The organism is Hominenteromicrobium mulieris, assembly GCF_046197855.1.
In the GTDB taxonomy this organism is placed as follows: domain Bacteria; phylum Bacillota; class Clostridia; order Oscillospirales; family Acutalibacteraceae; genus Hominenteromicrobium; species Hominenteromicrobium mulieris.
This window is the reverse complement of the sequence record NZ_CP173188.1, coordinates 1325303-1346704: the sequence shown is the minus strand read 5'-3', so window position 1 is coordinate 1346704 and position 21402 is coordinate 1325303. Positions and strand designations below refer to the sequence as shown.

Sequence of the window (21402 nt, the reverse complement as noted above, 5' to 3'; positions counted from 1 at the left end):
TTTTGAGATATTCTGCCAAAATACAGCGTATGCTGACCGCTTTTGAATATTATAACACAAGATCGGTGTATTTTGCAATAAGACAGAACGCACAATGTTTATCGTCAAAATACACCGTCGATTTATGCAAGAAAAGAAACCTTAATTTACAGAGAATTACAGGGGCAAAATCAGTTCGTCACATAGAGCTGCTTATACGGATTCTGCGTGTTCGGGCGCAGCACGTAGTATTCGTCGCGCAGAAGACTTTCTGCATCTGCACCGAACTTTTCCGCATAGTTTTGAATGAGCGGCGCCGCAATCTGCATGTCTTCTTCGGTCGCCTTATGCGCCACGACCTGCTCCGGCAAATCCTTCGGCAGGTGCGCGGTGCGCAGATAAATGCGTCCGCCGTGCATGCCCGTGCCGCAGAAATTGCCGACCGGCTGGCGATCTTCACTGCCGATGCCGAGTACGACGATGATGCCGCCCGCCTGATATTCGCCGAGGAAGCTGCCTGTTCTGCCGCCGATGACGAGCACGGGTACTTTCTCTTTATACTCCTTCATGTGGATACCTGCGCGGTAACCGGCATCGCCCTGCACGTAGATGGCACCGCCGCGCATGGCGTAACCTGCCGCGTCGCCCGTGCTGCCGTGAATGGTGATCTCGCCCGCGTTCATCGTGTCACCGGTCGCGTCCTGTGCGCTGCAATTTACAATAATATTTGCGCCGTCCAGATACGCGCCGAGCGCGTTGCCCGGCACTTCGTTCAATATAATCGTACCCTCACTTTGCCCTGCGCCGATATAGCGCTGACCGAGTGCATATGTTTTTTGTTCCATGTTTCTCCCCCTTACTGCTGCTTTGAGAGCAGGTCGCGGCGCGTACGGGCCGTGAATGCCATGAGCTGCGGCTTTTCGCAGATCAGCTTAAAATCGATCGAGCTTAACGGCGTGCGATTACGGATAAGCGCCGTGTAGATACCGGCACGCGCCACGTCGCCAATCAGGATATAGCCCTTTAAAACATCATCTTTATAGAAAAGGATCTTGTAGTTTTCGCCGTCACGGCGGACGTAGGTCTCGCCGTCATACGTGCCTGCGGTGATGATGTGCAGCCCCATGAAGCCGATGGCATTCATCGGGATCGCCCGGTCAAAGCTCGCTTTGCCGCCCGCCATGTTGATGCCGGCGGTATTGCCCTGCATATAGGCGTTCGGCAACAGCGCCAGCACGCGGTTCACGCCGGCGGAAATATCGAAGCTCTCCGCGCAGTCGCCTGCGGCGTAGACATCGGGCAGTGTTGTTTTGCCGGTATCATCCGCCGCTATGCCGCGGCGCACCTCGCCGCCTGCATCTTTGACGAGCGAAGTATTCGGGCGCACGCCGACCGCAATGACGAGCACGTCAAAATCGACCGTAAGACCGCTTCTGAGTGTGGCGGTCGTGCCCGCAAACTTTGCGGCGGTATCGCCGAGGTGGAACTCGATGCCCTGCTTTTCAAGAAAATCCTTGACGATAGCGGAGCCGGTCTCATCGAGGATGCTCGGCAGCACGCGGTCGGCAAGGTCGACGACCGTGATGGATTTCACGCGCTCCTTGATGCCCTCTGCGCACTTTAAACCGATGAGGCCCGCGCCGATAATCAAAACACGGCTGTCTTTTGTAAGGACGCTTTCAAGTGCGTGTGCGTCATCGAGCGACATGAACGTGAACTTTTCGGGAACGGTATCAAGCCCCTCCATGGGTGGTACGAACGGCGTGGAGCCTGTTGCGACAAGGAGCTTTTCATAGGGTATCTCTTCCCCGCTTTTTAAGGTCACGTTTTTCTTTTCCGGGTCGAGCTTTGTGACGGTCTCACCGAGCTTTGCGGTGACGTGATTTTCTTCGTAAAAGCTGTCCGGGCGGTATTTCATGCGCTCCTCATCCGTTTTGCCCTGCAATAAATAGGAAATGAGCGGGCGCGCGTAGGTGTAGTGGTTTTCGGAAGCAATCAGCACGATCTCTCCGTCTTTATCTTTACTGCGGATGCCTTCCACGCAGCCGATGGCCGCAGTGGAGTTGCCGATGATTACATATTTTGCCATGGTGCTCAGTCCCTTTCCTCAAAGATGATGGCTTTGTTCGGACAACCCTGCACACAGGCGGGCTTGCCGCCGGCGTTTTCGATGCACAGCTCGCACTTCTGCATGACGCCGGATTCCGAGGGCATCAGCGCGCCGTAGGGACATACCAGCACGCAGGTGTGGCAGCCGACGCACTTATTCTGGTCGATACAGACCACGCCGTCCTTTTTGGAAAGTGCGCCCGCAATGCAGCTTTTCACGCACAGCGGGTCTGTGCAGTGGCGGCAGGAAACCGCAAAGCTGACCTGATTGTCCCCCTCAATGCGGATGCGGGGGTGAATGGTTCTGTCCTTCAGCGCCTTGATCATGCTGGATTTTCCGGAGTTTGCAAAGGCGCAGTAATATTCGCAAAGATGGCAGCCGAGGCACCATTTTTCATCAACATATACTCTTTTCATGGTTACGCTCCCTTTTCTGCTTATTCGCCCGCGTGCTTGATGCCGAGAATCTGAAGCTCTTTTTCGTTCAGACCCACGCCGCGCAGCATAAGGCGGTTGCCGCGCAGCGCCTCGATGGAATTGATGCCCATGCCGCCCATCATTTCCTTAATCTCGTGCTCCCACGCGGTGACAAGATTCACAAGGCGCTTATAGCCGATATCCGGGTTGAGGCGCTTCACAAGGTCGGGACGCTGGGTTGCGATGCCCCAGTTGCACTTGCCGGTCTGGCAGCTTCTGCACAGATGGCAGCCGAGCGCCAAAAGTGCCGCCGTGCCGATGTAGCACGCATCTGCACCGAGCGCGATGGCCTTGACAACATCGGCGCTGGAGCGAATGGAGCCGCCGACAACGAGCGAAACCTTGTTGCGGATGCCTTCATCGCGCAGGCGCTGATCGACCGCCGCCAGAGCAAGCTCAATCGGGATGCCGACGTTATCGCGGATGCGCGTAGGCGCCGCGCCCGTGCCGCCGCGGAAACCGTCGATGGCGATGATGTCCGCGCCGCTGCGTGCAATGCCGGACGCAATGGCTGCAATGTTGTGCACCGCCGCAATCTTGACGATGACGGGCTTTTTGTAGTTTGAGGCTTCTTTTAAGGAGAAAACAAGCTGACGCAGGTCTTCAATGGAGTAAATATCGTGGTGCGGTGCGGGCGAAATAGCGTCCGAGCCCTCCGGGATCATACGCGTGCGGGAAACGTCGCCGACAATTTTTGCACCCGGCAGATGGCCGCCGATGCCCGGCTTTGCGCCCTGCCCCATTTTGATCTCGATGGCGGCGCCGGCGCTGAGGTAATCCTTATGCACGCCGAAGCGGCCGGACGCGACCTGCACGATGGTATTTGCGCCGTACTTGTAGAAATCCTGATGCAGACCGCCCTCGCCGGTGTTGTAGTAGATGCCGAGCGCTTCTGCGGCGCGGGCAAGGCTTTCGTGCGCATTGTAGCTGATGGAGCCGTAGGACATGGCAGAAAACATGATCGGCACGGAAAGCTCAAGCTGCGGGGTGATATTCGTCTTAATCTTACCGTTCTCGTCGCGCTCGATTTTAGACGGCTTCTGACCTAAAAACGTCTTCGTTTCCATCGGCTCACGGAGCGGGTCGATGGACGGGTTCGTGACCTGCGACGCGTTGATGAGGATTTTATCCCAGTAGACCGGCAAGGGCTTCGGGTTGCCCATGGAAGACAGCAGCACACCGCCGCTGCTCGCCTGACGGTAGACCTCCATGATGGTCTCGCCGGACCAGTTGGCATTTTCCTTAAAGGTGTGGTCGGTCTTGACGATCTTCAAAGCGCGCGTGGGACAGATGGAAACGCAGCGGTGGCAGTTCACACAGCGGCTTTCGTCGGAGATCATCATTTTCAGCTCATCGTCGTAAGCATGTACTTCGTTGGAGCACTGTCGTTCACAGGCACGGCAGGCAATGCAGCGCGCGGGGTTGCGGACGACCTCGTACTGCGGATATAAAAAATCGATAGCCATTTATAGTAACCTCATTTCTCAGAGAACACAAACTCTTACTTTTTGTCCAGCGTGAAGATGACAGGCTCGCCGCCTGCGGGCGCCCAGACCCTATCGAGCGTGGGCTGAATGACGCGGATGGCGGATTCTTCACTGGCGATGTAGACCATATCGCCCTTTTCGCCGACGACCATAGAACGCAGCTTTAAGCGGTCGTTGAGTGCCATAAGGCCACCCGTAAAGCCGACCAGAATGGAGAACGGACCGGTGACGAGCAGGCCGGAATACACATTGCGCAAATACGTCAGACGCTCGCGCTCCTCCGGGTCTTTGTTCTGAATGGTCGTCCAGAACGGTGCCGCGATGACGTTTGCGACCTCTTGCAGGGTGAGGCCCTGACGGCGTACAAGATAATCGAAAATATAGGTGATGACCTCGGTATCGGTCAAAAGGTTGCAGTTGTAGCCGTACATCTCAATGCAGCGGCGGTTCGCATCGTAGGACGAGATTTCGCCGTTATGGACAACGGAAAGGTCGAGCAGCGCAAACGGGTGCGCACCGCCCCACCAGCCGGGGGTATTCGTCGGGTAGCGGCCGTGCGCCGTCCAACAGTAGCCAGCGTATTCATCGAGACGATAGAACCGACCGACATCCTCCGGGTAGCCGACGGCCTTAAACACGCCCATGTTTTTGCCGCTGGAGAAAATATACGCGCCATCGATAAAGGTATTGACGCGGTTGACGCAGCGGGCGGTGAACTCGTCTTCATCGAGCTGGCTTTCCGCAAGCTTTGTGTGCAGCGGTGTGACGAAGTACCGCCAGATGAGCGGCTCGTCCGTGATCTGCGGAATCTTGCGGATCGGAATTTTGGAAAGGTTCACGACATCGAAATGCTCGTTGATGAACTTCTCACATTCCTCTTTTGCTTTTACATTATTATAGAAAACGTGGAACGCATACTGTTCCGCATATTCCGGGTAAATGCCGTAGCCGGCGAAACCGCCGCCAAGGCCGTTTGAACGGTCGTGCATGATCTCAATGGAGCGGATGATATCGGAGCCGTCCAGCCGCTTTCCGCTGCGGGAAAAAACGGAGGATACGGCGCACCCCGAAGGAATTCGGAAATCGCCCGCTGTGCTTTTGCCTTCTCTAAGCATGAAGACTGCTCCCTTCTGAAAACAAATAAGATATACGTCTTTTTCCCGGTTTTTCCGAAAAAAAGAGAAAGTCTGACCATACATGCTGCGTGCAATGCACGCGCGCCGTTCCCCCGGCGCAATCTAAAAGCCCCACATTCGGCAGCTTTTAAAAGCAACATGTATGATCAGACTCCATTGTCTGCCTACCATTATATAGCGGCCCTTCTTATATGTCAAGAAAAATTTCTCGATTTTTGAATTTTTGAGTTGTAGCAATTTCATTTTGTGTTCGCTTGACTTTGAAAATTTCATAAAATGAATTTATAAACGCAGGTTTAAATTGTACATCCTGCAAATCTTCAAATTTCCTCAAAAAAGGTGTTGACAAATGGCCCGAGACGTTGTAAAATTCATCACATAGCATAGCAAAGGCGCTGTGGTTGGTTTGTTGCCATCCCCAGCGCTTTTTTGTTTGAATGAATTACGAACAGCTGTGCAGACGGTTTCGTAAAGCGAAGCCGCAGGACGAAACGCACGGGAAGATATACAAATTATATCGCAGCGTTCGCCCCTCCTATTATGCGAATCTTATTGAAGGAAAGAGTGGTTTACATGAGCAGCACGACAAAGATCAATGTGCCGGACATTTTCGCCAGCATGGTGTTTAACGACGACGTCATGCGTGAGAGACTGCCGAAGGACGTTTACAAGTCTTTGAGAAAGACCATCGACAACGGCAAGGACCTCGACATCACGGTTGCCAATGCTGTGGCAAATGCCATGAAGGACTGGGCGATTGAAAAAGGTGCAACGCACTACACGCACTGGTTCCAGCCGATGACCGGCATCACCGCCGAGAAGCACGACAGCTTCATTTCTCCGACGGCAGACGGCCGCATCATCATGGAATTCTCCGGCAAAGAGCTCATCAAGGGCGAGCCGGATGCTTCCTCCTTCCCTTCCGGCGGTCTGCGCGCAACGTTTGAAGCCCGCGGCTACACCGCATGGGACCCGACCTCCTACGCATTCATTAAAGATCACTCCCTGTACATTCCTACGGCGTTCTGTTCCTACGGCGGCGAGGTGCTGGATAAGAAAACCCCGCTGCTGCGCTCCATGGAAGCGTTGAGCGCACAGGCCGTTCGTATTCTCCGCCTTTTCGGCGACTCCACGACAAAGCGTGTCATCACCACCGTCGGCCCGGAGCAGGAATATTTCCTTGTCGATAAAAAGCTCTACGATGAGCGCCCGGACCTCATTTACACGGGCCGCACGCTGTTCGGTGCACGCGCACCGAAGGGCCAGGAGCTTGAAGATCATTACTTCGGCGCAATCAAGCCGAGAATTGCCGCGTTCATGCAGGAGCTCGACGAAGAGCTGTGGAAGCTCGGCGTGCTTGCAAAGACAAAGCACAACGAGGTCGCCCCGGCACAGCACGAGTTGGCGCCGATCTTCTCCACCACGAACGTTGCGACCGACCACAACCAGCTGACCATGGAGACAATGAAGAACGTTGCGCTCCGCCACGGCCTTGTCTGCCTGCTGCATGAAAAGCCGTTTGCAGGCGTGAACGGCTCCGGCAAGCACAACAACTGGTCTATTTCCACCGATACCGGAAAGAACCTGTTGGAGCCGGGCAAGCTGCCGCAGGAAAACGCACAGTTCCTCCTCTTCCTCGCCGCTGTCATCAAGGGTGTTGACGAGTATCAGGATCTGCTCCGTATCTCCGTCGCTTCCGCAGGCAACGACCATCGTCTCGGCGCAAACGAAGCGCCGCCGGCCATCATCTCCATCTTCCTCGGCGACGAGCTTACGGCTATTCTGCACGCCATTGAGACCGGCACGGTCTATGGCGGTACGCTCCGCGTCAACATGGAGATCGGCGTAAACGTTCTGCCGTCCTTCACAAAGGATACAACGGACAGAAACAGAACCTCCCCGTTCGCTTTCACCGGCAACAAGTTCGAGTTTAGAAGCCTCGGCTCGCAGCTCAACATCGCCTGCCCGAACATCATGCTGAACACGATCATCGCCGATGAGCTCGAGCAGTTTGCAGACGAGCTTGAGGGCAAGGAAGATTTTAACGGCGCACTCAATGCACTCATCAAGCGCGTGATCAAAGAGCACAAGCGCATCATCTTCAACGGCGACGGCTATGCGGACGCCTGGAAGGCGGAAGCTGCAAAACGCGGCCTGACGAACCTGCCGACCACGGTAGACGCACTGCCGCACTACACCGACGAAAAGAACGTGAAGCTCTTTACAAAGCATAAGATCTACACCGAGGTCGAGATGCAGTCCAGACAGGACATCATCCTCGAGACGTACGCGAAGACCATCAACATTGAAGCGCTCACCGCAAGTGATATGGTCAAGCGCGACATTCTCCCCGCTGTTTCCTCTTACGTTGCGGAGCTTGCAAGCGGCGTTGCCACGAAGAAAGCCATCAGCGATGACATTCCGTGCGAAGCGGAGCTTGATATCATCAAGCGTCTTTCCGGCCTGCAGGACTGCGCATATAAGAAGCTTGCTGCGCTCGATAACGCCATCATCGGCGTGAAGGAAGTCGGCGAAGATCCGATTGAGGTTGCGACCTATTATAAGGATTCCGTCATCACCGCCATGACCGAGCTGAGAGCCGTTGTGGACGAGATGGAAACGCTGGTTTCTTCCGATTATTGGCCGTACCCGAGCTACGGCGATCTGATGTTCAGAGTATAAAGGGCTTTGAACATACCGTTTCAAACGGATAAGGAATGAAAAATTCAATATAGGCACAAGGGTGTGCACGGGGTTCCGTTTCAGGAACCAAACGTGCACACCCTTTTCTATTTTCAAACAACACATAGGAGGACGAACATATGACAAGCGAAATCTTCAGCGTCTGGTTTTTGATGGGCGCAGCGCTGGTCTTCTGGATGCAGGCCGGCTTCGCCATGGTAGAAACGGGTTTCACCCGTGCAAAAAATGCCGGCAACATTCTGATGAAGAACCTGATGGACTTCTGCATCGGCACCGGTGTATTCATTCTCATCGGCTTCAGCTTTTTGCTGGGCGAAGACTTACTGGGCTTCATCGGTAAGCCGGGCTTTGATATTTTCACAAACTACGCAAACTTTGACTGGTCGAATTTCGTATTCAACCTTGTGTTCTGCGCCACGACCGCGACCATCGTTTCCGGCGCAATGGCAGAACGCACAAAGTTCCTTTCCTACTGCATTTACTCCGGTGTTATCTCCGCTTTGGTATACCCCATCGAAGCACACTGGATCTGGGGCGGTGGCTGGCTTTCGCAGCTCGGCTTCCATGATTTTGCAGGCTCCTGCGCCATCCACATGGTAGGCGGTCTTTCCGCGCTCATCGGCGCAAAGCTGCTCGGCCCGCGCATCGGCAAGTTCGAAAAGGATGCAAGCGGCAAGATCGTAAAGGTCAATGCCTTCCCGGGCCACAACATTCCGCTCGGCTGCCTTGGCGTGTTCATTCTTTGGTTCGGCTGGTACGGCTTCAACGGTGCTGCGGCAACAAGCGTTGAGCAGCTCGGCTCCATCTTCCTCACCACCACCGTCTCACCTGCCATAGCGACCGTCACCTGCATGATTTTCACATGGGTAAAGTACGGCAAGCCGGATGTTTCCATGTGTCTCAACGCTTCTCTCGCCGGTCTGGTCGCCATCACCGCCGGCTGTGATGTAACGGACTGCCTCGGCGCAGCAATCATCGGCATTGTGGCCGGTCTCCTTTGCCCGTTCGGCGTTTGGCTGCTCGACTATAAGCTCCATGTCGATGACCCGGTCGGCGCGGTTGCCGTCCACTTCTGTAACGGCATTTGGGGCACCATTGCAGTCGGTCTTTTTGCAACGACCACAGCCCCCGGCAACGATAGCTTCACCGGCCTGTTCTACGGCGGCGGCATTGCACTGCTTGCAAAACAATTGCTTGGTGTGCTTACGGTCTGCGCTTGGACAGCCGTGACGATTACCATTGTGTTCCTGCTCATCCGCGCGACAGTCGGCCTGCGTGTGACGAGAGAAGAAGAGATTATGGGTCTTGACCTGCCCGAGCATGGCCTTGCAAATGCGTATGCAGACTTCGTTCCGGCCATCAACACCTCGCTCGAAAGCGCAGACCTCAGCGTTGCCCCTGCCCCGTTCGGCCCGGCTGCGGTAGACGAAGCAGTGCCAGTCGTTGTGCATCACGCCCCCGTAAAGACCGTAAAAGCGGAAAGCACCGGCGTGAAGATGACGAAGGTCGAGATTGTGTGCAAGCAGGCAGCTTTCGATACCTTGAAGAATGCACTGATGAGCGTCGGTATCACCGGTATGACGGTGACGAACGTGCTCGGCTGCGGCATTCAGAAGGGCAAGCCGGAATACTACCGCGGCACGCTCGTAGAAGCAAACCTGCTGCCTAAGGTACAGGTGGAGGTCGTCATTTCCAAGGTGCCTGTCCGCACGGTCATCGAAACGGCGAAGAAAGCGCTTTACACCGGTCACATCGGTGACGGCAAAATCTTCGTTTACGACGTGGAGAATGTCATCAAAGTCCGTACGGGCGAAGAAGGCTACGACGCCCTGCAGGATGTGGAATAATAAATCTTCCCATTTAAATTGAGTACGACGCGTACTACGCTCCTGAAATAAGAAAAGCCGAGACCTGCCGGTTTCCCCCGGCGGGTCTTGACTTTTTCTGTCATTTTCTCCTGCAACTTATTTTCGATTTTGCACAAAATGGGAGTTGAACTCTTTTTGGATTTGTGTTATACTGTTATAAGAATTTATCCACCCCGATTGTGAGAGGAGACAGCCGTGAAAATTCAGGAATCCGCAGAAAACTATCTTGAGACCATTTTGATCTTATCCGAGCGCAGCACCTATGTGCGTTCTATTGATATTGCCAACGAGCTCAATTTTACAAAACCCAGTGTCAGCGTAGCCATGAAAAAGCTGCGCGAGAACAATTTGATCACCGTAGACGGCGACGGCTACATTCACTTGACGGAGGACGGCCTTGCTATCGCCAACCGCATGTATGAGCGCCACAAGTTGCTTTCCGATTGGCTCACCTATCTCGGCGTGCCGAAGGACATTGCAACAGAGGACGCCTGCCGCATTGAGCACGTCATCAGCCAGGAGAGCTTTGAAAAAATCCGCGCGCATGTCCGCGAAATGAACGAGCATCTTTAATGAACTTAAACAGCACAAAACCCGTTTCCGAAGCTTTTACCGGAAACGGGTTTTTACTTTTACAGCAACGCCATGCTCTGCAAAATAAAGATCATCAAAAATACAGTCGGGATGCAGCACACAGCGCTCAAAACAACAAGCTGACCGGCAAGTTCGCCATCTGCGCCCGCCTGCTGCGCCATGATGTAGCTTGATACCGCGACCGGCGTTTCCCACGCAAGTGCAAGCGCCAGAAGACTCGGCCCTCTGCTGCCCGCCAGAACCGCGATCGGCAGAAAAACAAGCGGAATGACGACGAGCTTTATAAACACCGTCACGCCCGCAATACGCATGTTGCCTTTTAGCTTGCGGAAGCTGAAATCGCCGCCGAGCACGATGAGCGCGAGCGGTGTGGCAAGGCGCGAAACATCGCGCAGGCTCGTTTCCAGAAATGCCGGGAAACGCAATTTAATGATGGACGCAAACACACCGAGCAGTGCCGCGATAATGAGCGGGTTTGTCGCGATGGATTTGAGCGTCTTTTTCAGCGAGACCTTACCTCCGCCCGTAAATACCGTCAGCGCAATGACGGCCAAAACGTTGTACATCGGCACGAGCACGGCGCTCAAGATGGATGCCGCGGCAGCCTCCTCCGCGCCGAACACGTTCGTGACGAGGCTCACGCCGAATATGACGTAGTTGCTGCGAAAAATTCCCTGAATGATGACGCCGCGCTGTTTCGGCTCGCGCACGACACGCGGCACGACGATGCACAGCACTGCGAACAATAACAGCAAACTCCCTACCGCGATTGTGAACGTCATGCCGTCGATGGCCTCGGTGATCTCCGTTTTATAGATGTTATTAAACAGCAGAAACGGCAGAAAAAATTTGAATGTCAGCGTATTCGTCTGCTTTAAAAATTCCGACGAGACGAAGTTTTTGTGCTTTAAAAAGTAGCCGAACACCAAAAGCAAAAACGTTGGCATGATCGCATTCAGCGCGACCAGAAAACTATCGAACACGCTGCACCCCGGCTTTCACACTTTCATGCACCGCCATAATTTTCTGGAAGCCCGCGATGCCGACAGAAAACGCCGTTGCGCCGCCCGCCGCCGTGCCCATGGCGAGCGCCTTTGCAAAATCGCCGGAACGCGTGAATTCCGCCAAAAAGCCGCCGACCATGGAATCACCCGCGCCGGTGGAGTTTATCAGCGTGCCCTTTGCCGCCGGGGCAAAATACACCTCACCCGTTTCCGTATACAAAAGCGCACCGTCGCCCGCCATGGAAACGAGCACGTTTTTTGCACCGCGTTTTTTCAGCTCCTCCGCAAGCGCCGTCACCTGTTCCTCCGTGTCCGCCGGGGCACGGAACATCTCGGAAAGCTCCTCGCGGTTCGGCTTTACGAGGAACGGCTGAAATTCAAGCGTAGACAATAATAAATCGCCTGCGGCATCCACAATGAGCCGTACGCCTTTTGTTTGCGCAAGCTTTGCAATCTGTGCGTAAATGTCTTTTGGCAGTGACTTCGGCACACTGCCGGAAAGCACCAAGGTATCCTGCGGGGTCAAGGCACCGAGCTTTTCAAAAAATTTTTTGAGCTCGTTTTCTGAAATCTCCGGACCGCTGCCGTTCAGTTCCGTTTCTTCCTCGGCATGCAGCTTTAAATTGATGCGCGTAAAGCCGTTTTCGACTTCGATGAAATCGGTCGTGATGCCTTCTTTTTCAACGCCCTCGCGCAGCGCTTTGCCCGTAAAGCCCGCAATAAACCCAAGCGCGATGCTTTTTGTATTCAACGCGTGCAGCAGCAAAGAGACGTTCACGCCCTTGCCGCCAAACACAATGTTTTCCGTTTTCGTGCGGTTCGTTTTGCCCGTGCGGAACGTGTCCGCCGTGACGACGTAATCCACCGCCGGATTAAATGTGATCGTGTAGATCATAAAAACCCCTCCAACCAAATCAAGTGGTTTCAGCATAGCATGATTTTGCAAAAAAAGCAAGAAAAAGCGTCTGCACCGCCAAAAGACGTATGCAGACGCTCGTTTTATTTTGATTTAGGCTTCTAAGCGCTCAAATTTTTTTGCGCCCCAACGCACCAAAAGCAGGTGCATCAAGACAGACGCAAGCAAAAGGAACGCAGTCGTTACCGCATACGCCGCAATGCCCGGAATATGCAGTGCAGATACCGCAAAAAACACGCCGACGATCACCGCCGCAAAGAAGTACGCGCCGAACATCGTGACGAATACGCTTAACGACTGCTTGCACGGCTGATTTTCGCTCTGCCAGTCAAAGCGCGGCGCGAGCAGGTTCATCAAAAGGCCGAGCGTGCCGACGAACCAGCAGAACAAAACGCAAACGCAAACGGTCAGCACCGTGAGTCCGATACCGCACCCGACGATGAGGCAAAGCGCCAAAACACTGACGGCAACAAGCGGCATTTGCAGGCGGCACACCATAAGGAGCTTGCCCAAAAGCACCGTTTTGCCGCTTATGGGCATCGTGCGCAGCACCCACAGATTTTTGCCCTCCAACGATACAGACGGCGCGGTCGCGCAGGACGTCGCGATGCAAAACGCCATCACGCCAAAAATGCCGAGCGCAATCCACTCGGGCCGAAACCCCATCAGGCTTATCATCTGCATCAGCTTCCCGCGGAAAATCGCGGCGGCGATGGGCAGAACCGGAATGATCACCAAGCCGAAGCCGAAATTCATCAGGTACGCGGGGCTTGTGAAGAACTTCCGCTGCTCCTTATGCGCAACAGACAGCACCGGCGTGCGCTGCTTTGCGGAAGCTTTGCCCGATTTGTGCTTTGCACCCGCTTTCGCGCCCGATGTACGCACGGAGGAAATGAAAGATGCGGAAAGCCGCCAAAGCGTGAAAAGCGCTATTGCCGCGCTCAATAAAGTCACGAGCAGCGTGTGCAAAAGGCTTCCGCCGCACGCCATGCCAATAGCATAAAGCGGCCAAACATATTTCATCGCACCCGCGATCTGCGTGCCCTGCATGACAAGCCCGGACAAAAATGAGTTGACGTTCGCGTAAAAATACCAGTACACCGCCATGAAGATAACCATGTACAAAAGCGAAACAACCGCCTTGTTGCGCAGGCGGCTGAGGAGCTTGTGCAGCACCCAGCCGAGCGCACAGCAGACAGACTGCGAAATCAGGCTCAAAGCCACAAACGTAAACAGCCACCCGATAATCATCGTCGCCGATGCGCCGTAGGAAAACGCGTAAATACCGAACGCGGGCAGCAAAACCGCCAGCGTGTACCCTGCCGTCGTTGTAAACAGCATTGCAATGCGCGTCAAGAGAATGTACTTTGGCGGTATCGGCATGGAAAGCAACAGTTCGTTGTCTTTCGCGTCATACAACTGCGCCTGCGTCATAAAAACGCTGCCCAACATGGAAAGCGCCAGCGCCACTGTGCCCGCCATGGCGAAATACAGCCACGTAAGCCCCATTTCGCACAACGGAACAAGCTCTGCGAACACCACAAACATCAAAATTTCCATGCACACCACAAAGAACAGCATCAGAAAAGCCAACCATCCGCCGGAGGTCTTTTTGCCGTTGCCTTTTTTCATGCGCGCCGCAAACTGCTTCCATTGCAGCTTCCAGAGGGATCTTAACATGCAGCCTCCCCCTTTCAGTCCTTGTGGTCTTCCAGCTCTAAGAAGACCTGCTCCAAAGAACCGTCGCCGCGCACGCTGTCCATGGTGCCGTGTGCAATGAGCTTGCCGTTTTTAATAATGGCTACATTGTCGCACAGCTTCTCCGCCACCTCCAAAACGTGTGTGGAAAAGAAGATAGCGCCGCCGTTTCGGCAATGCTCCGCCATAATCTCCTTTAATTCGTGCGCCGCAATAGGGTCGAGCCCAACGAACGGCTCGTCCATCAAAATGAGCTTCGGCTCGTGGATAAGCGCGCCGATAACGGCGATTTTCTGCTTCATGCCGTGCGAGCACTCCGAGATGAGGTTCGGCAGCGCGTTTTTAATATCCAGCCGCTCGGCAAGCGCTTCCATGCGCGCCTTGCGGTCCGCTTCCGATACGCCGTACATATCCGCAACAAAATTCAAATACTCGTAGCCCGTCAGGAATTCATAAAGATCAGGATTATCGGGTATGTAGGCCATGATCTTTTTGCAGGCGATGGGGTCTTTTTGAATATCGATGCCGTTCACCGTAATGGTGCCGCCGTCCGGCTTTAATAAGCCGCAGCAGGCTTTTAGCGTAGTCGTTTTGCCCGCACCGTTGTGTCCGATGAACGCGCAAATCTCCCCCGCCGCAATGTGCAGCGAAAGGGCGTCTACGGCGATTTTGTCACCGAAGCGCTTTGTGTAGTTTTGAATGTTCAGCATGTGTTTTTCTCCTTTTTCTTCTTTTTCACGGCTGAAATACGGCCTTTCCGAATTTCAGCCGCCGAGCCCATTATAGACACACGGCAGAAAAATGTCAATGTTTTCCGGCGCATGGGAATATGTCATAAAAGAACATAAAAACAGCGCAACTCCTACGAGCTGCGCCGAAGCAAGTCGAATTATTCTTTTCCTGCAGAGAGCGCCGCTTCCTGCTTTCTGCGGCAACCAAACACGAGCTGATCGATAACGACGACGAGCGCGCCGAGCAGCACGATGATGTAATATGTGAAGAATCGCCAGACAAGCACGGCGGTGTACAAAATATCGCCGGATGCAAAATACGATTTAAAGAACATGGAGAAGCCGAGCTCCTGTGCGCCGGATGCACCGGGCAGCGGGATAAAGCACACGGAGGCCTGCAGCATCGTCTGCATACAAAGCAGTTCGCCGTAAGGCAGGTCGAGTGAAAACGCGCGGAACACCACGTACAGCACGCTCATCTGCAAAATGACCTGCGGGATCGACCACAAAATCGCAAGGAGCACATAGCGCATTTTGCTTCTGAATTTCATTGTGTAGGAGGAGAAATCCGCCTCAAAGCCGTGCACTTTTTCTATGTAATTCTCGCGCTTTTTGAGAAACGTACATTTCAAGAGCAGCTTTGTCACGCCGCCACACAGTTTTTTTAAGATCTTCGGGCTGAACAGAAGCGGTATCGCGATAATCCACAGCCCGTTGATGGCGATGCCGAGCAGCACAATGGGAATAAGCTGCGGGTCGTCCCGCTTCAAACGCGGATACATATAAATCAGCGATGCCACCGTGCACAGCACAAACGCAAGCTGATACGCAAAAAACTTTACAAACAGCACCGCAGTGGAGTTACCGACCGAGACCTTATCGCGCCGCAGGTAGACGACCTGCGCAGGCTGCCCGCCCGTGGAGCTCGGCGTGATGTAAGAATAATAAATGCCGATGAGCCCAATCTTCACCGTTGTCCAAAAGCCGACGTGCTCGCCCTGCGCGCGCAGCAGCATATGGATGATGCCGCCCTCTGTTACGAGGAACACGCCGGTCATCAGCACGGCGAGCGCCACAAACCCGAGGGAAAGATTTGCGATGACGGAAAACATGCCCGCAAATTCGGTATTGACGAGCCCGAACACGATCATCACGACCACCGTCAGCCCCACGTATATAAGACCCCACGGGATCTTTTTCTTTTCTTTCATGAAAATGTAGTCTCCTTGCAGAAAAATCGTATTTTATAGTATACCATATAGCGTTTCTATTGGCAAGACAAGACTGACAACCGAAAGAAAACGTTAAGGCAGTGCCCTGAATATTCGGCACTGCCTTATTCGTTTATTTTACTTTTCCCCGTGCGCATCCCAGATAATTTTCAGGCCGTCCAGCAGAAGCGTATCGCTGAAAGTGATCTTGCGGCTGCAATGCGGTACGATAAGACCTGCGAGGCCGCCCGTTGCGACCACCTCGCACGGTGCGCCGAGCTCATCTTCAATGCGGTCGCACAGGCCGTCCAGCATACACGCCGTGCCGAACACCATGCCGGACTGGATACACTCCATCGTGTTGCGGCCAAGCACCTGCGGCGGCGCGGTCAGACTGACGGAAGAAAGCTGCGCTGCGCGGCTCGTCAATGCGTCAAGCGATGTGCCGACGCCCGGAATGATTACTACGCCGCACACTTCGCCGTCGGCGTTTAAACCTGTCAGCGTCGTTGCCGTACCCATATCGATGACGATACACGGGCCGTGGTACATGGCTTTTGCCGCCACAGCACCGACAACGAGGTCGGCGCCGAGTGTGTTCGGCACATCGCGCTTCACTTTCAGCTCCGGCACAGACTGCGCGCTGACGATGAACGGTTCCACCTTCCAAACACGGCGCACCGCGCGGGCGAGGTCATCGGTCAGCCGCGGCACAACGGAGCTTAAAACCGCGCCGTTCACCTGCGACGTGTGGATATTGTATAAATGTAAAATGCTGAGCATTGCAGAAGCGTATTCGTCCTCCATGCGCGGCGGATTCGTCGCCATGCGCGTGACGAACAGCAGCTTTTCCCCCTCATAAACGCCCAGTGTGATGTTGGTATTTCCGACGTCCAGTGCCAGCAGCATACCTTTCCCCTCCGAAAACAATTTTCTTTGAGAGCAGTATATCACAAAAACACAAAAACGTACAGAAAAAGTTTTACCCGAAAAGCCGCACCGAAAGCAGCGTGAGCAGCACGGCGGCAAGGTCGCCGCAAAGCGCCGCCGGAATCGTGTAGCGCAGCGTTTTATACCCCCGACCCGAAAAATACACCGCGGCCGCGTAAAACGTCGTTTCCGTCGAAGACGATAAAATTGCCGCCAATCGGGATATTACACTGTCCGCACCGTATGCGCCGTAAAGCTCCGTAACATACGACACCGAGCCGCTGCCCGAAAGCGGGCGCAGTAAGATGAGCGGCATAAGCTCCGTGGGGATGTTCAGCACTTCTGTCACGGGCCGCAGCAGCGCGGAAAACAGCTCTAAAAAGCCGGACGCGCGCAGCATGGAAATGCCGACAATAAGTCCGAGCAGTGTCGGCAATAATTTTATCGCCGTATGCATACCCTCCGCCGCGCCTTTTGTGAACAGCTCAAATACCGGCAGTCCTTTTACGTATCCGCACATGACCGTGAGCGCGATCACGCCGCAGACGGCCGCCGCGCCTATGCCCGCCACAATTTTTGAAACACGCGGCACATCAGCACGCAGACGAGCAGACCGCCGAATGAAACAAGCCAAATATGCGGCAGAACATCATACGGGTCTGCGCTGCCGTAGGAAGCCCTTAAGGTGACTGCCGCCGAGGGGATCAGCTGAAACGACGCCGTATTCATCACGACGAATAAGATCATCTCTTGCGTCGGCGTGTCGCCCGTCTGTAATTTCTGCATTTCGTCCATGGCGCTCAATCCAAACGGTGTGGCGGCGTTGCCCATGCCGAGCATGTTTGCGGCAATATTCATCGATATTTTTTCGCGCACGGTTTCATTTTTTCCGTAATTCGGAAACAATCTCTTGATGACCGGCGACAGAATTTTGGAAAGCCCGTTTGTAAGCCCCGCCTCCTCCGCAATACGCATGATGCCCGTCCAAAGGCACATCGCGCCGAGCAGCAAAAGCACCGTCTCCACCGCCTGCCTTGCGCCATCCGCCGCAGCAGCGGAAAGCGCCGTCCATCTCCCCGTGCACACCGCACCGATAAACGCCAGCACGATCATCGCCATCCAGATGCCGTTCAGCATCCCATCCGCCCCTTTCATTTTATTTCTCTACGGAAAATTACAGAGTTTTGATTGATTTTAACACAAATATGGATTATGATAGAGGTATATTCATTTGGAAAGGATGAAATGTATCATGTTCGGTGAAAAAATTCTCGATTACTGGGACGATATAATGAAAGACCTCGGCGATATCATCGCCATTCCCTCAGTCGCACAGCCACAGGACGGCCCGTATCCGTTCGGCAAGGACGCAGCAACCGCTGTGGATAAGGCGATAGAAATTGCGGAACGATACGGCATTAAGACGAAGAACAGCGACTATTATGCAATGCACGCAGAGCTCGGCGAGGGCGAAGAAAACGCCGTTGTTATGGCGCACCTTGACGTCGTGCCGGCCGGCGAAGGCTGGGACAGCGACCCGTACACCATGGTCATACGCGACGGCAAGGCATTCGGCCGCGGCGTTTCCGATAACAAAGGTCCGGCAATTGTTGCGCTGCACTGCCTGCGCGCGCTGAAGGAAGCAGGCGTCGTCGGCAAACGCAAGCTGCGCGTCGTGCTCGGCTCCGCAGAGGAGATCGGCATGCAGGATATGGGTCACTACTTCTCCAAAGAGCAGATGCCCACCATGGGCTTCACCCCGGACGCCTGCTACGGCGTATGCCACTGCGAAAAAGGTCTGTTCCGCTTTGCCGTAACCGGCAAGGTCGGCAAGAAGATCGTTTCCTTCAAGGCCGGTACTGTTGTCAACGCCGTGCCGTACAAGGCAGAAGCCGACGTGCTCTGTGATGACGACGAATTTGCAAAGCTTGTCGAAGCTGCAAACGCTGCGGAAGTGAAGTTCGACATCACACGCACCGAAAACGGCGCGCACATCGTCGCAACCGGCAAGGCCGCGCACGCTTCTACCCCGGAGATCGGCATCAACGCCGCCGCACACCTTGCACGCCTGCTCGTGAACGTTTTCGGCGCAGACTGCGGTGAATTCCTCACGTTCATGGATGAGAAAGTCGGCCTTGCATATGACGGCTCCAACATCGGCGTTAAGATGTCCGATGAGCCGAGCGGTGCGCTGACCTTCAACCTCGGCCTTGTGAACATCGAAAACGGCGAGGGCCGCTTCGATATCGACATTCGCTACCCGGCAACAAAGTCCGGCGCAGAGATTGACAAGATCCTTGCAAAGTCCGTGGAGGGCACAGGCCTCACCTACACGCTCATTTCCGATGAGCCGCCGCTGTACCTGCCGAAGGACGGCCCGCTCGTCAGCCTGCTTTCCGGCGCTTATGAGGACGTCACCGGCAAAAAGTGCGACGTCTTCTCCATGGGCGGCGGCACGTATGCCCGCCAGATGGGCGGCGCAGGCGTTGCGTTCGGCGCATCGTTCGATGAAGAAGAATCGAACGCACACCAGGCAAACGAGTGCATCAACGTGGAGCAGTTCAAGCTGCACGCACAAATCTGCCTTGAGGCCATGTACCGCATGTTTACAGCGGACTGATTTTGAATTCAGGAGCGCACCGTTATGGAATATGCACATATCATGCCGGAGGACATTTTTAAAAATCCCGAAGTGAAGGTCTACGTGGAGGCGGGCAACAGCTGCCTTGGCGCACTGGGCTTCACAGAGCACGGCCGCCCGCACGCCAAGCGGTGCAGCAACTACGCGCGGAACATTCTGGAAGCGCTTGATTACGATACGCGCACCTGCGAGCTTGCCGCCATCGCCGGTTATCTGCACGATATCGGCAACACGGTAAACCGCGTCGACCACGCGCACAGCGGCGCCATTATGGCGTTCACGCTTTTAACGCGCATGAACATGCCGCCGGAAGAAATCGCTATCATCTGCTCGGCTATCGGTCACCACGATGAGAAAACCGCTTTCCCGGTAAACGCCGTCTCTGCCGCGCTGATCCTCTCCGATAAAAGCGACGTGCGTCGTTCCCGCGTGCGCAAAAACGCGATTATCGCAACGGATATTCACGACCGCGTGAATTACGCCGTCGTGAACGCCTCGCTGAAAATTGACAAAGAGCAGAAGCTTTGCCTTTTCAACATCACGATTGATACGGACATCTGCCCCGTCATGGAGTATTTCGAGATTTTCCTCGACCGTATGGTGCTGTGCAGAAAAGCCGCCGATCTTTTGGGGCTCACGTTCGAGCTTATCATCAACGACACGCGTCTGCTGTAATCCCCCCGCAAAACGCAAAACATAAAAATCGAAGGAGCCGCGCCCGCTTTCGGGTACGGCTCCTTCTTCATTTTCACGCCATGAGCGTTTGCTTATAAAATTAACTTTTCCGAAAGCTTACATCGTGCCGAAGATACGGTCGCCTGCGTCGCCGAGGCCCGGCAGAATGTAACCGTGTTCGTTGAGCTTCTCATCAACGGCTGCACAGTAAATATGAACGTCCGGGTGCGCTTCGCTCAGTGCCTTAAGGCCCTCCGGCGCTGCAATGATGCACAGGAACTTGATACTGCGCGGGCGGCTGCGCTTTACAATGGTGATCGCGTCCATTGCGGAACCGCCGGTCGCGAGCATCGGGTCGAGCACGATGACATCACGCTCTTCAATGTCGGACGGCAGCTTGTTGTAGTATTCGACCGGCTGCAAGGTATCGTGGTCACGGTAAAGACCGATATGGCCGACCTTTGCGCTCGGAACGAGCTGCAGCATGCCGTCTACCATGCCGAGACCGGCGCGCAGAATCGGCACGAATGCCAGCTTTCTGCCGGCGATGACCTTCGTCGTTGCGGTGCACATCGGGGTCTCCGTCTGCACGTCCATCAGCGGCAGGTCACGGGTAGCTTCGTAGCACATCAGCGTTGCAATCTCGCTGACAAGCTCGCGAAATTCCTTTGTGCCGGTGTTCTTATCGCGCAGGAAAGAGAGCTTGTGCTGAATGAGCGGGTGGTTCATGATAAAAATCTGTTCGTTGTTTTCCATATTGATTTCTCCGATTTCTGCCTTACAGGCGTCCGTTTTCAATATCTGCGATCTGGTCGATACGGCGCTGGTGGCGGCCGCCCTCAAAGTCAAACTTGAGGAACGTGTCCACGATCTCCAGCGCGGTCTTCTCCTCGGTGACAAGGCCGCCGAGACACAGAATGTTTGCATTGTTGTGGCGGCGGGTCATTTCCGCTGCGTGGGCATCGCTGCACAGTGCCGCGCGGATGCCCTTCACCTTGTTTGCGGCCATGGAAATACCGATACCCGTGGAGCAAACAAGTACGCCGTAATCAGCCTTGCCGTCTGCCACGCAGTGCGCGACCTTTGCGCCGTACACCGCATAGTCCACGCTCTCCGTGGAATAGCAGCCGAAATCTTCGACTTCGATGCCCTTCGCTTCCAAATGCTTCTTGACGGCTTCTTTCAGAGCGAATCCGCCGTGATCCGAACCAACTGCGATCTTCATGCTTTATTCTCCTTCGTA

The 21402-nt window shown here is 54.6% G+C and carries 20 protein-coding genes; 5 read left to right on the top strand and 15 right to left on the bottom strand.

The window, feature by feature from the left end; all coding sequences use genetic code 11:
• Window positions 1-170 precede the first annotated feature (170 nt).
• From ACI0CA_RS06425 to ACI0CA_RS06405, 5 genes are read right to left on the bottom strand one after another with little or no spacing between them, the layout of a single operon-like run.
• Entirely contained in the window at window positions 171-824 is a 654-nt protein-coding gene (locus tag ACI0CA_RS06425) for a GltB/FmdC/FwdC-like GXGXG domain-containing protein (protein WP_316518788.1), read from the bottom strand.
• A gap of 11 nt (window positions 825-835) precedes the next feature.
• Window positions 836-2068, bottom strand: coding sequence for an NAD(P)/FAD-dependent oxidoreductase (locus ACI0CA_RS06420; RefSeq protein ID WP_446806441.1), 1233 nt, complete (start codon window positions 2066-2068; stop codon window positions 836-838).
• Window positions 2069-2073: 5 nt separating this feature from the next.
• Window positions 2074-2505: a 4Fe-4S dicluster domain-containing protein gene (locus tag ACI0CA_RS06415; RefSeq protein ID WP_176821268.1), complete on the bottom strand. Its 432-nt coding sequence runs from the start codon at window positions 2503-2505 to the stop codon at window positions 2074-2076.
• 20 nt (window positions 2506-2525) lie between these two features.
• Window positions 2526-4031: a glutamate synthase-related protein gene (locus tag ACI0CA_RS06410; protein ID WP_343284251.1), complete on the bottom strand. Its 1506-nt coding sequence runs from the start codon at window positions 4029-4031 to the stop codon at window positions 2526-2528.
• Between the two features lie 35 nt (window positions 4032-4066).
• Window positions 4067-5167 (bottom strand): hypothetical protein, encoded by a 1101-nt coding sequence (locus ACI0CA_RS06405; protein ID WP_446806442.1) that lies wholly within the window; start codon window positions 5165-5167, stop codon window positions 4067-4069.
• 594 nt (window positions 5168-5761) lie between these two features.
• On the opposite strand from ACI0CA_RS06405, the gene ACI0CA_RS06400 reads away from it, so the two are divergent.
• The 3 genes from ACI0CA_RS06400 to ACI0CA_RS06390 all read left to right on the top strand — a co-directional run bounded on the left by ACI0CA_RS06400 (window position 5762) and on the right by ACI0CA_RS06390 (window position 10332).
• On the top strand, window positions 5762-7870 hold the full coding sequence (locus tag ACI0CA_RS06400) for a glutamine synthetase III family protein (protein ID WP_176821265.1): 2109 nt from the start codon (window positions 5762-5764) through the stop codon (window positions 7868-7870).
• 140 nt (window positions 7871-8010) lie between these two features.
• Window positions 8011-9738, top strand: a complete 1728-nt coding sequence (locus ACI0CA_RS06395; RefSeq protein ID WP_412353482.1) for an ammonium transporter — start codon at window positions 8011-8013, stop codon at window positions 9736-9738.
• Window positions 9739-9954: 216 nt separating this feature from the next.
• Entirely contained in the window at window positions 9955-10332 is a 378-nt protein-coding gene (locus ACI0CA_RS06390; RefSeq protein WP_176821263.1) for a metal-dependent transcriptional regulator, read from the top strand.
• A 59-nt stretch (window positions 10333-10391) separates the two neighbouring features.
• Here the strand turns inward: ACI0CA_RS06390 and ACI0CA_RS06385 are convergent, their stop codons facing one another.
• The 8 genes from ACI0CA_RS06385 to ACI0CA_RS06350 all read right to left on the bottom strand — a co-directional run bounded on the left by ACI0CA_RS06385 (window position 10392) and on the right by ACI0CA_RS06350 (window position 17980).
• Entirely contained in the window at window positions 10392-11336 is a 945-nt protein-coding gene (locus ACI0CA_RS06385; protein WP_417420974.1) for an AEC family transporter, read from the bottom strand.
• Window positions 11326-12252: a 1-phosphofructokinase gene (pfkB, locus tag ACI0CA_RS06380; RefSeq protein WP_446806443.1), complete on the bottom strand. Its 927-nt coding sequence runs from the start codon at window positions 12250-12252 to the stop codon at window positions 11326-11328. Before pfkB ends, ACI0CA_RS06385 begins: the two co-directional genes overlap by 11 nt.
• A 114-nt stretch (window positions 12253-12366) precedes the next feature.
• Window positions 12367-13953, bottom strand: coding sequence for a hypothetical protein (locus tag ACI0CA_RS06375; protein WP_446806444.1), 1587 nt, complete (start codon window positions 13951-13953; stop codon window positions 12367-12369).
• Window positions 13954-13967: 14 nt separating this feature from the next.
• Window positions 13968-14681 carry an ABC transporter ATP-binding protein gene (locus ACI0CA_RS06370; protein WP_446806445.1) on the bottom strand — a complete coding sequence of 238 codons (714 nt, stop codon included), beginning with the start codon at window positions 14679-14681 and terminating at the stop codon, window positions 13968-13970.
• A gap of 179 nt (window positions 14682-14860) precedes the next feature.
• A complete protein-coding gene (locus ACI0CA_RS06365; RefSeq protein ID WP_417111065.1) occupies window positions 14861-15913 on the bottom strand; it encodes a lysylphosphatidylglycerol synthase transmembrane domain-containing protein in 1053 nt (350 codons plus the stop codon).
• A gap of 138 nt (window positions 15914-16051) precedes the next feature.
• A complete protein-coding gene (locus tag ACI0CA_RS06360; protein ID WP_316518778.1) occupies window positions 16052-16822 on the bottom strand; it encodes a type III pantothenate kinase in 771 nt (256 codons plus the stop codon).
• A 73-nt stretch (window positions 16823-16895) separates the two neighbouring features.
• Window positions 16896-17414, bottom strand: coding sequence for a spore maturation protein (locus tag ACI0CA_RS06355; RefSeq protein ID WP_308448166.1), 519 nt, complete (start codon window positions 17412-17414; stop codon window positions 16896-16898).
• Entirely contained in the window at window positions 17402-17980 is a 579-nt protein-coding gene (locus ACI0CA_RS06350) for a nucleoside recognition domain-containing protein (RefSeq protein ID WP_308448165.1), read from the bottom strand. The genes ACI0CA_RS06355 and ACI0CA_RS06350 overlap by 13 nt, the downstream gene beginning before the upstream one ends.
• A 115-nt stretch (window positions 17981-18095) precedes the next feature.
• On the opposite strand from ACI0CA_RS06350, the gene ACI0CA_RS06345 reads away from it, so the two are divergent.
• A complete protein-coding gene (locus tag ACI0CA_RS06345) occupies window positions 18096-19463 on the top strand; it encodes a Sapep family Mn(2+)-dependent dipeptidase (RefSeq protein ID WP_343284243.1) in 1368 nt (455 codons plus the stop codon).
• Window positions 19464-19487: 24 nt separating this feature from the next.
• Window positions 19488-20159 carry an HD domain-containing protein gene (locus ACI0CA_RS06340; protein ID WP_343284242.1) on the top strand — a complete coding sequence of 224 codons (672 nt, stop codon included), beginning with the start codon at window positions 19488-19490 and terminating at the stop codon, window positions 20157-20159.
• Window positions 20160-20276: 117 nt separating this feature from the next.
• Here the strand turns inward: ACI0CA_RS06340 and upp are convergent, their stop codons facing one another.
• Entirely contained in the window at window positions 20277-20915 is a 639-nt protein-coding gene (upp, locus tag ACI0CA_RS06335; protein ID WP_308448162.1) for a uracil phosphoribosyltransferase, read from the bottom strand.
• 22 nt (window positions 20916-20937) lie between these two features.
• Window positions 20938-21384 carry a ribose 5-phosphate isomerase B gene (rpiB, locus tag ACI0CA_RS06330; protein WP_412265023.1) on the bottom strand — a complete coding sequence of 149 codons (447 nt, stop codon included), beginning with the start codon at window positions 21382-21384 and terminating at the stop codon, window positions 20938-20940.
• Window positions 21385-21402: the final 18 nt, after the last annotated feature.

What these genes read in the sequence shown, in the direction of transcription:
- ACI0CA_RS06425 (WP_316518788.1), bottom strand. Translation starts at nt 824, where the DNA reads ATGGAACAAAAAACATATGCACTCGGTCAGCGCTATATCGGCGCAGGG.
- ACI0CA_RS06420 (WP_446806441.1), bottom strand. Translation starts at nt 2,068, where the DNA reads ATGGCAAAATATGTAATCATCGGCAACTCCACTGCGGCCATCGGCTGC.
- ACI0CA_RS06415 (WP_176821268.1), bottom strand. Translation starts at nt 2,505, where the DNA reads ATGAAAAGAGTATATGTTGATGAAAAATGGTGCCTCGGCTGCCATCTT.
- ACI0CA_RS06410 (WP_343284251.1), bottom strand. Translation starts at nt 4,031, where the DNA reads ATGGCTATCGATTTTTTATATCCGCAGTACGAGGTCGTCCGCAACCCC.
- ACI0CA_RS06405 (WP_446806442.1), bottom strand. Translation starts at nt 5,167, where the DNA reads ATGCTTAGAGAAGGCAAAAGCACAGCGGGCGATTTCCGAATTCCTTCG.
- ACI0CA_RS06400 (WP_176821265.1), top strand. Translation starts at nt 5,762, where the DNA reads ATGAGCAGCACGACAAAGATCAATGTGCCGGACATTTTCGCCAGCATG.
- ACI0CA_RS06395 (WP_412353482.1), top strand. Translation starts at nt 8,011, where the DNA reads ATGACAAGCGAAATCTTCAGCGTCTGGTTTTTGATGGGCGCAGCGCTG.
- pfkB (WP_446806443.1), bottom strand. Translation starts at nt 12,252, where the DNA reads ATGATCTACACGATCACATTTAATCCGGCGGTGGATTACGTCGTCACG.
- ACI0CA_RS06375 (WP_446806444.1), bottom strand. Translation starts at nt 13,953, where the DNA reads ATGTTAAGATCCCTCTGGAAGCTGCAATGGAAGCAGTTTGCGGCGCGC.
- ACI0CA_RS06370 (WP_446806445.1), bottom strand. Translation starts at nt 14,681, where the DNA reads ATGCTGAACATTCAAAACTACACAAAGCGCTTCGGTGACAAAATCGCC.
- ACI0CA_RS06365 (WP_417111065.1), bottom strand. Translation starts at nt 15,913, where the DNA reads ATGAAAGAAAAGAAAAAGATCCCGTGGGGTCTTATATACGTGGGGCTG.
- ACI0CA_RS06360 (WP_316518778.1), bottom strand. Translation starts at nt 16,822, where the DNA reads ATGCTGCTGGCACTGGACGTCGGAAATACCAACATCACACTGGGCGTT.
- ACI0CA_RS06350 (WP_308448165.1), bottom strand. Translation starts at nt 17,980, where the DNA reads ATGCTGAACGGCATCTGGATGGCGATGATCGTGCTGGCGTTTATCGGT.
- ACI0CA_RS06345 (WP_343284243.1), top strand. Translation starts at nt 18,096, where the DNA reads ATGTTCGGTGAAAAAATTCTCGATTACTGGGACGATATAATGAAAGAC.
- ACI0CA_RS06340 (WP_343284242.1), top strand. Translation starts at nt 19,488, where the DNA reads ATGGAATATGCACATATCATGCCGGAGGACATTTTTAAAAATCCCGAA.
- upp (WP_308448162.1), bottom strand. Translation starts at nt 20,915, where the DNA reads ATGGAAAACAACGAACAGATTTTTATCATGAACCACCCGCTCATTCAG.
- rpiB (WP_412265023.1), bottom strand. Translation starts at nt 21,384, where the DNA reads ATGAAGATCGCAGTTGGTTCGGATCACGGCGGATTCGCTCTGAAAGAA.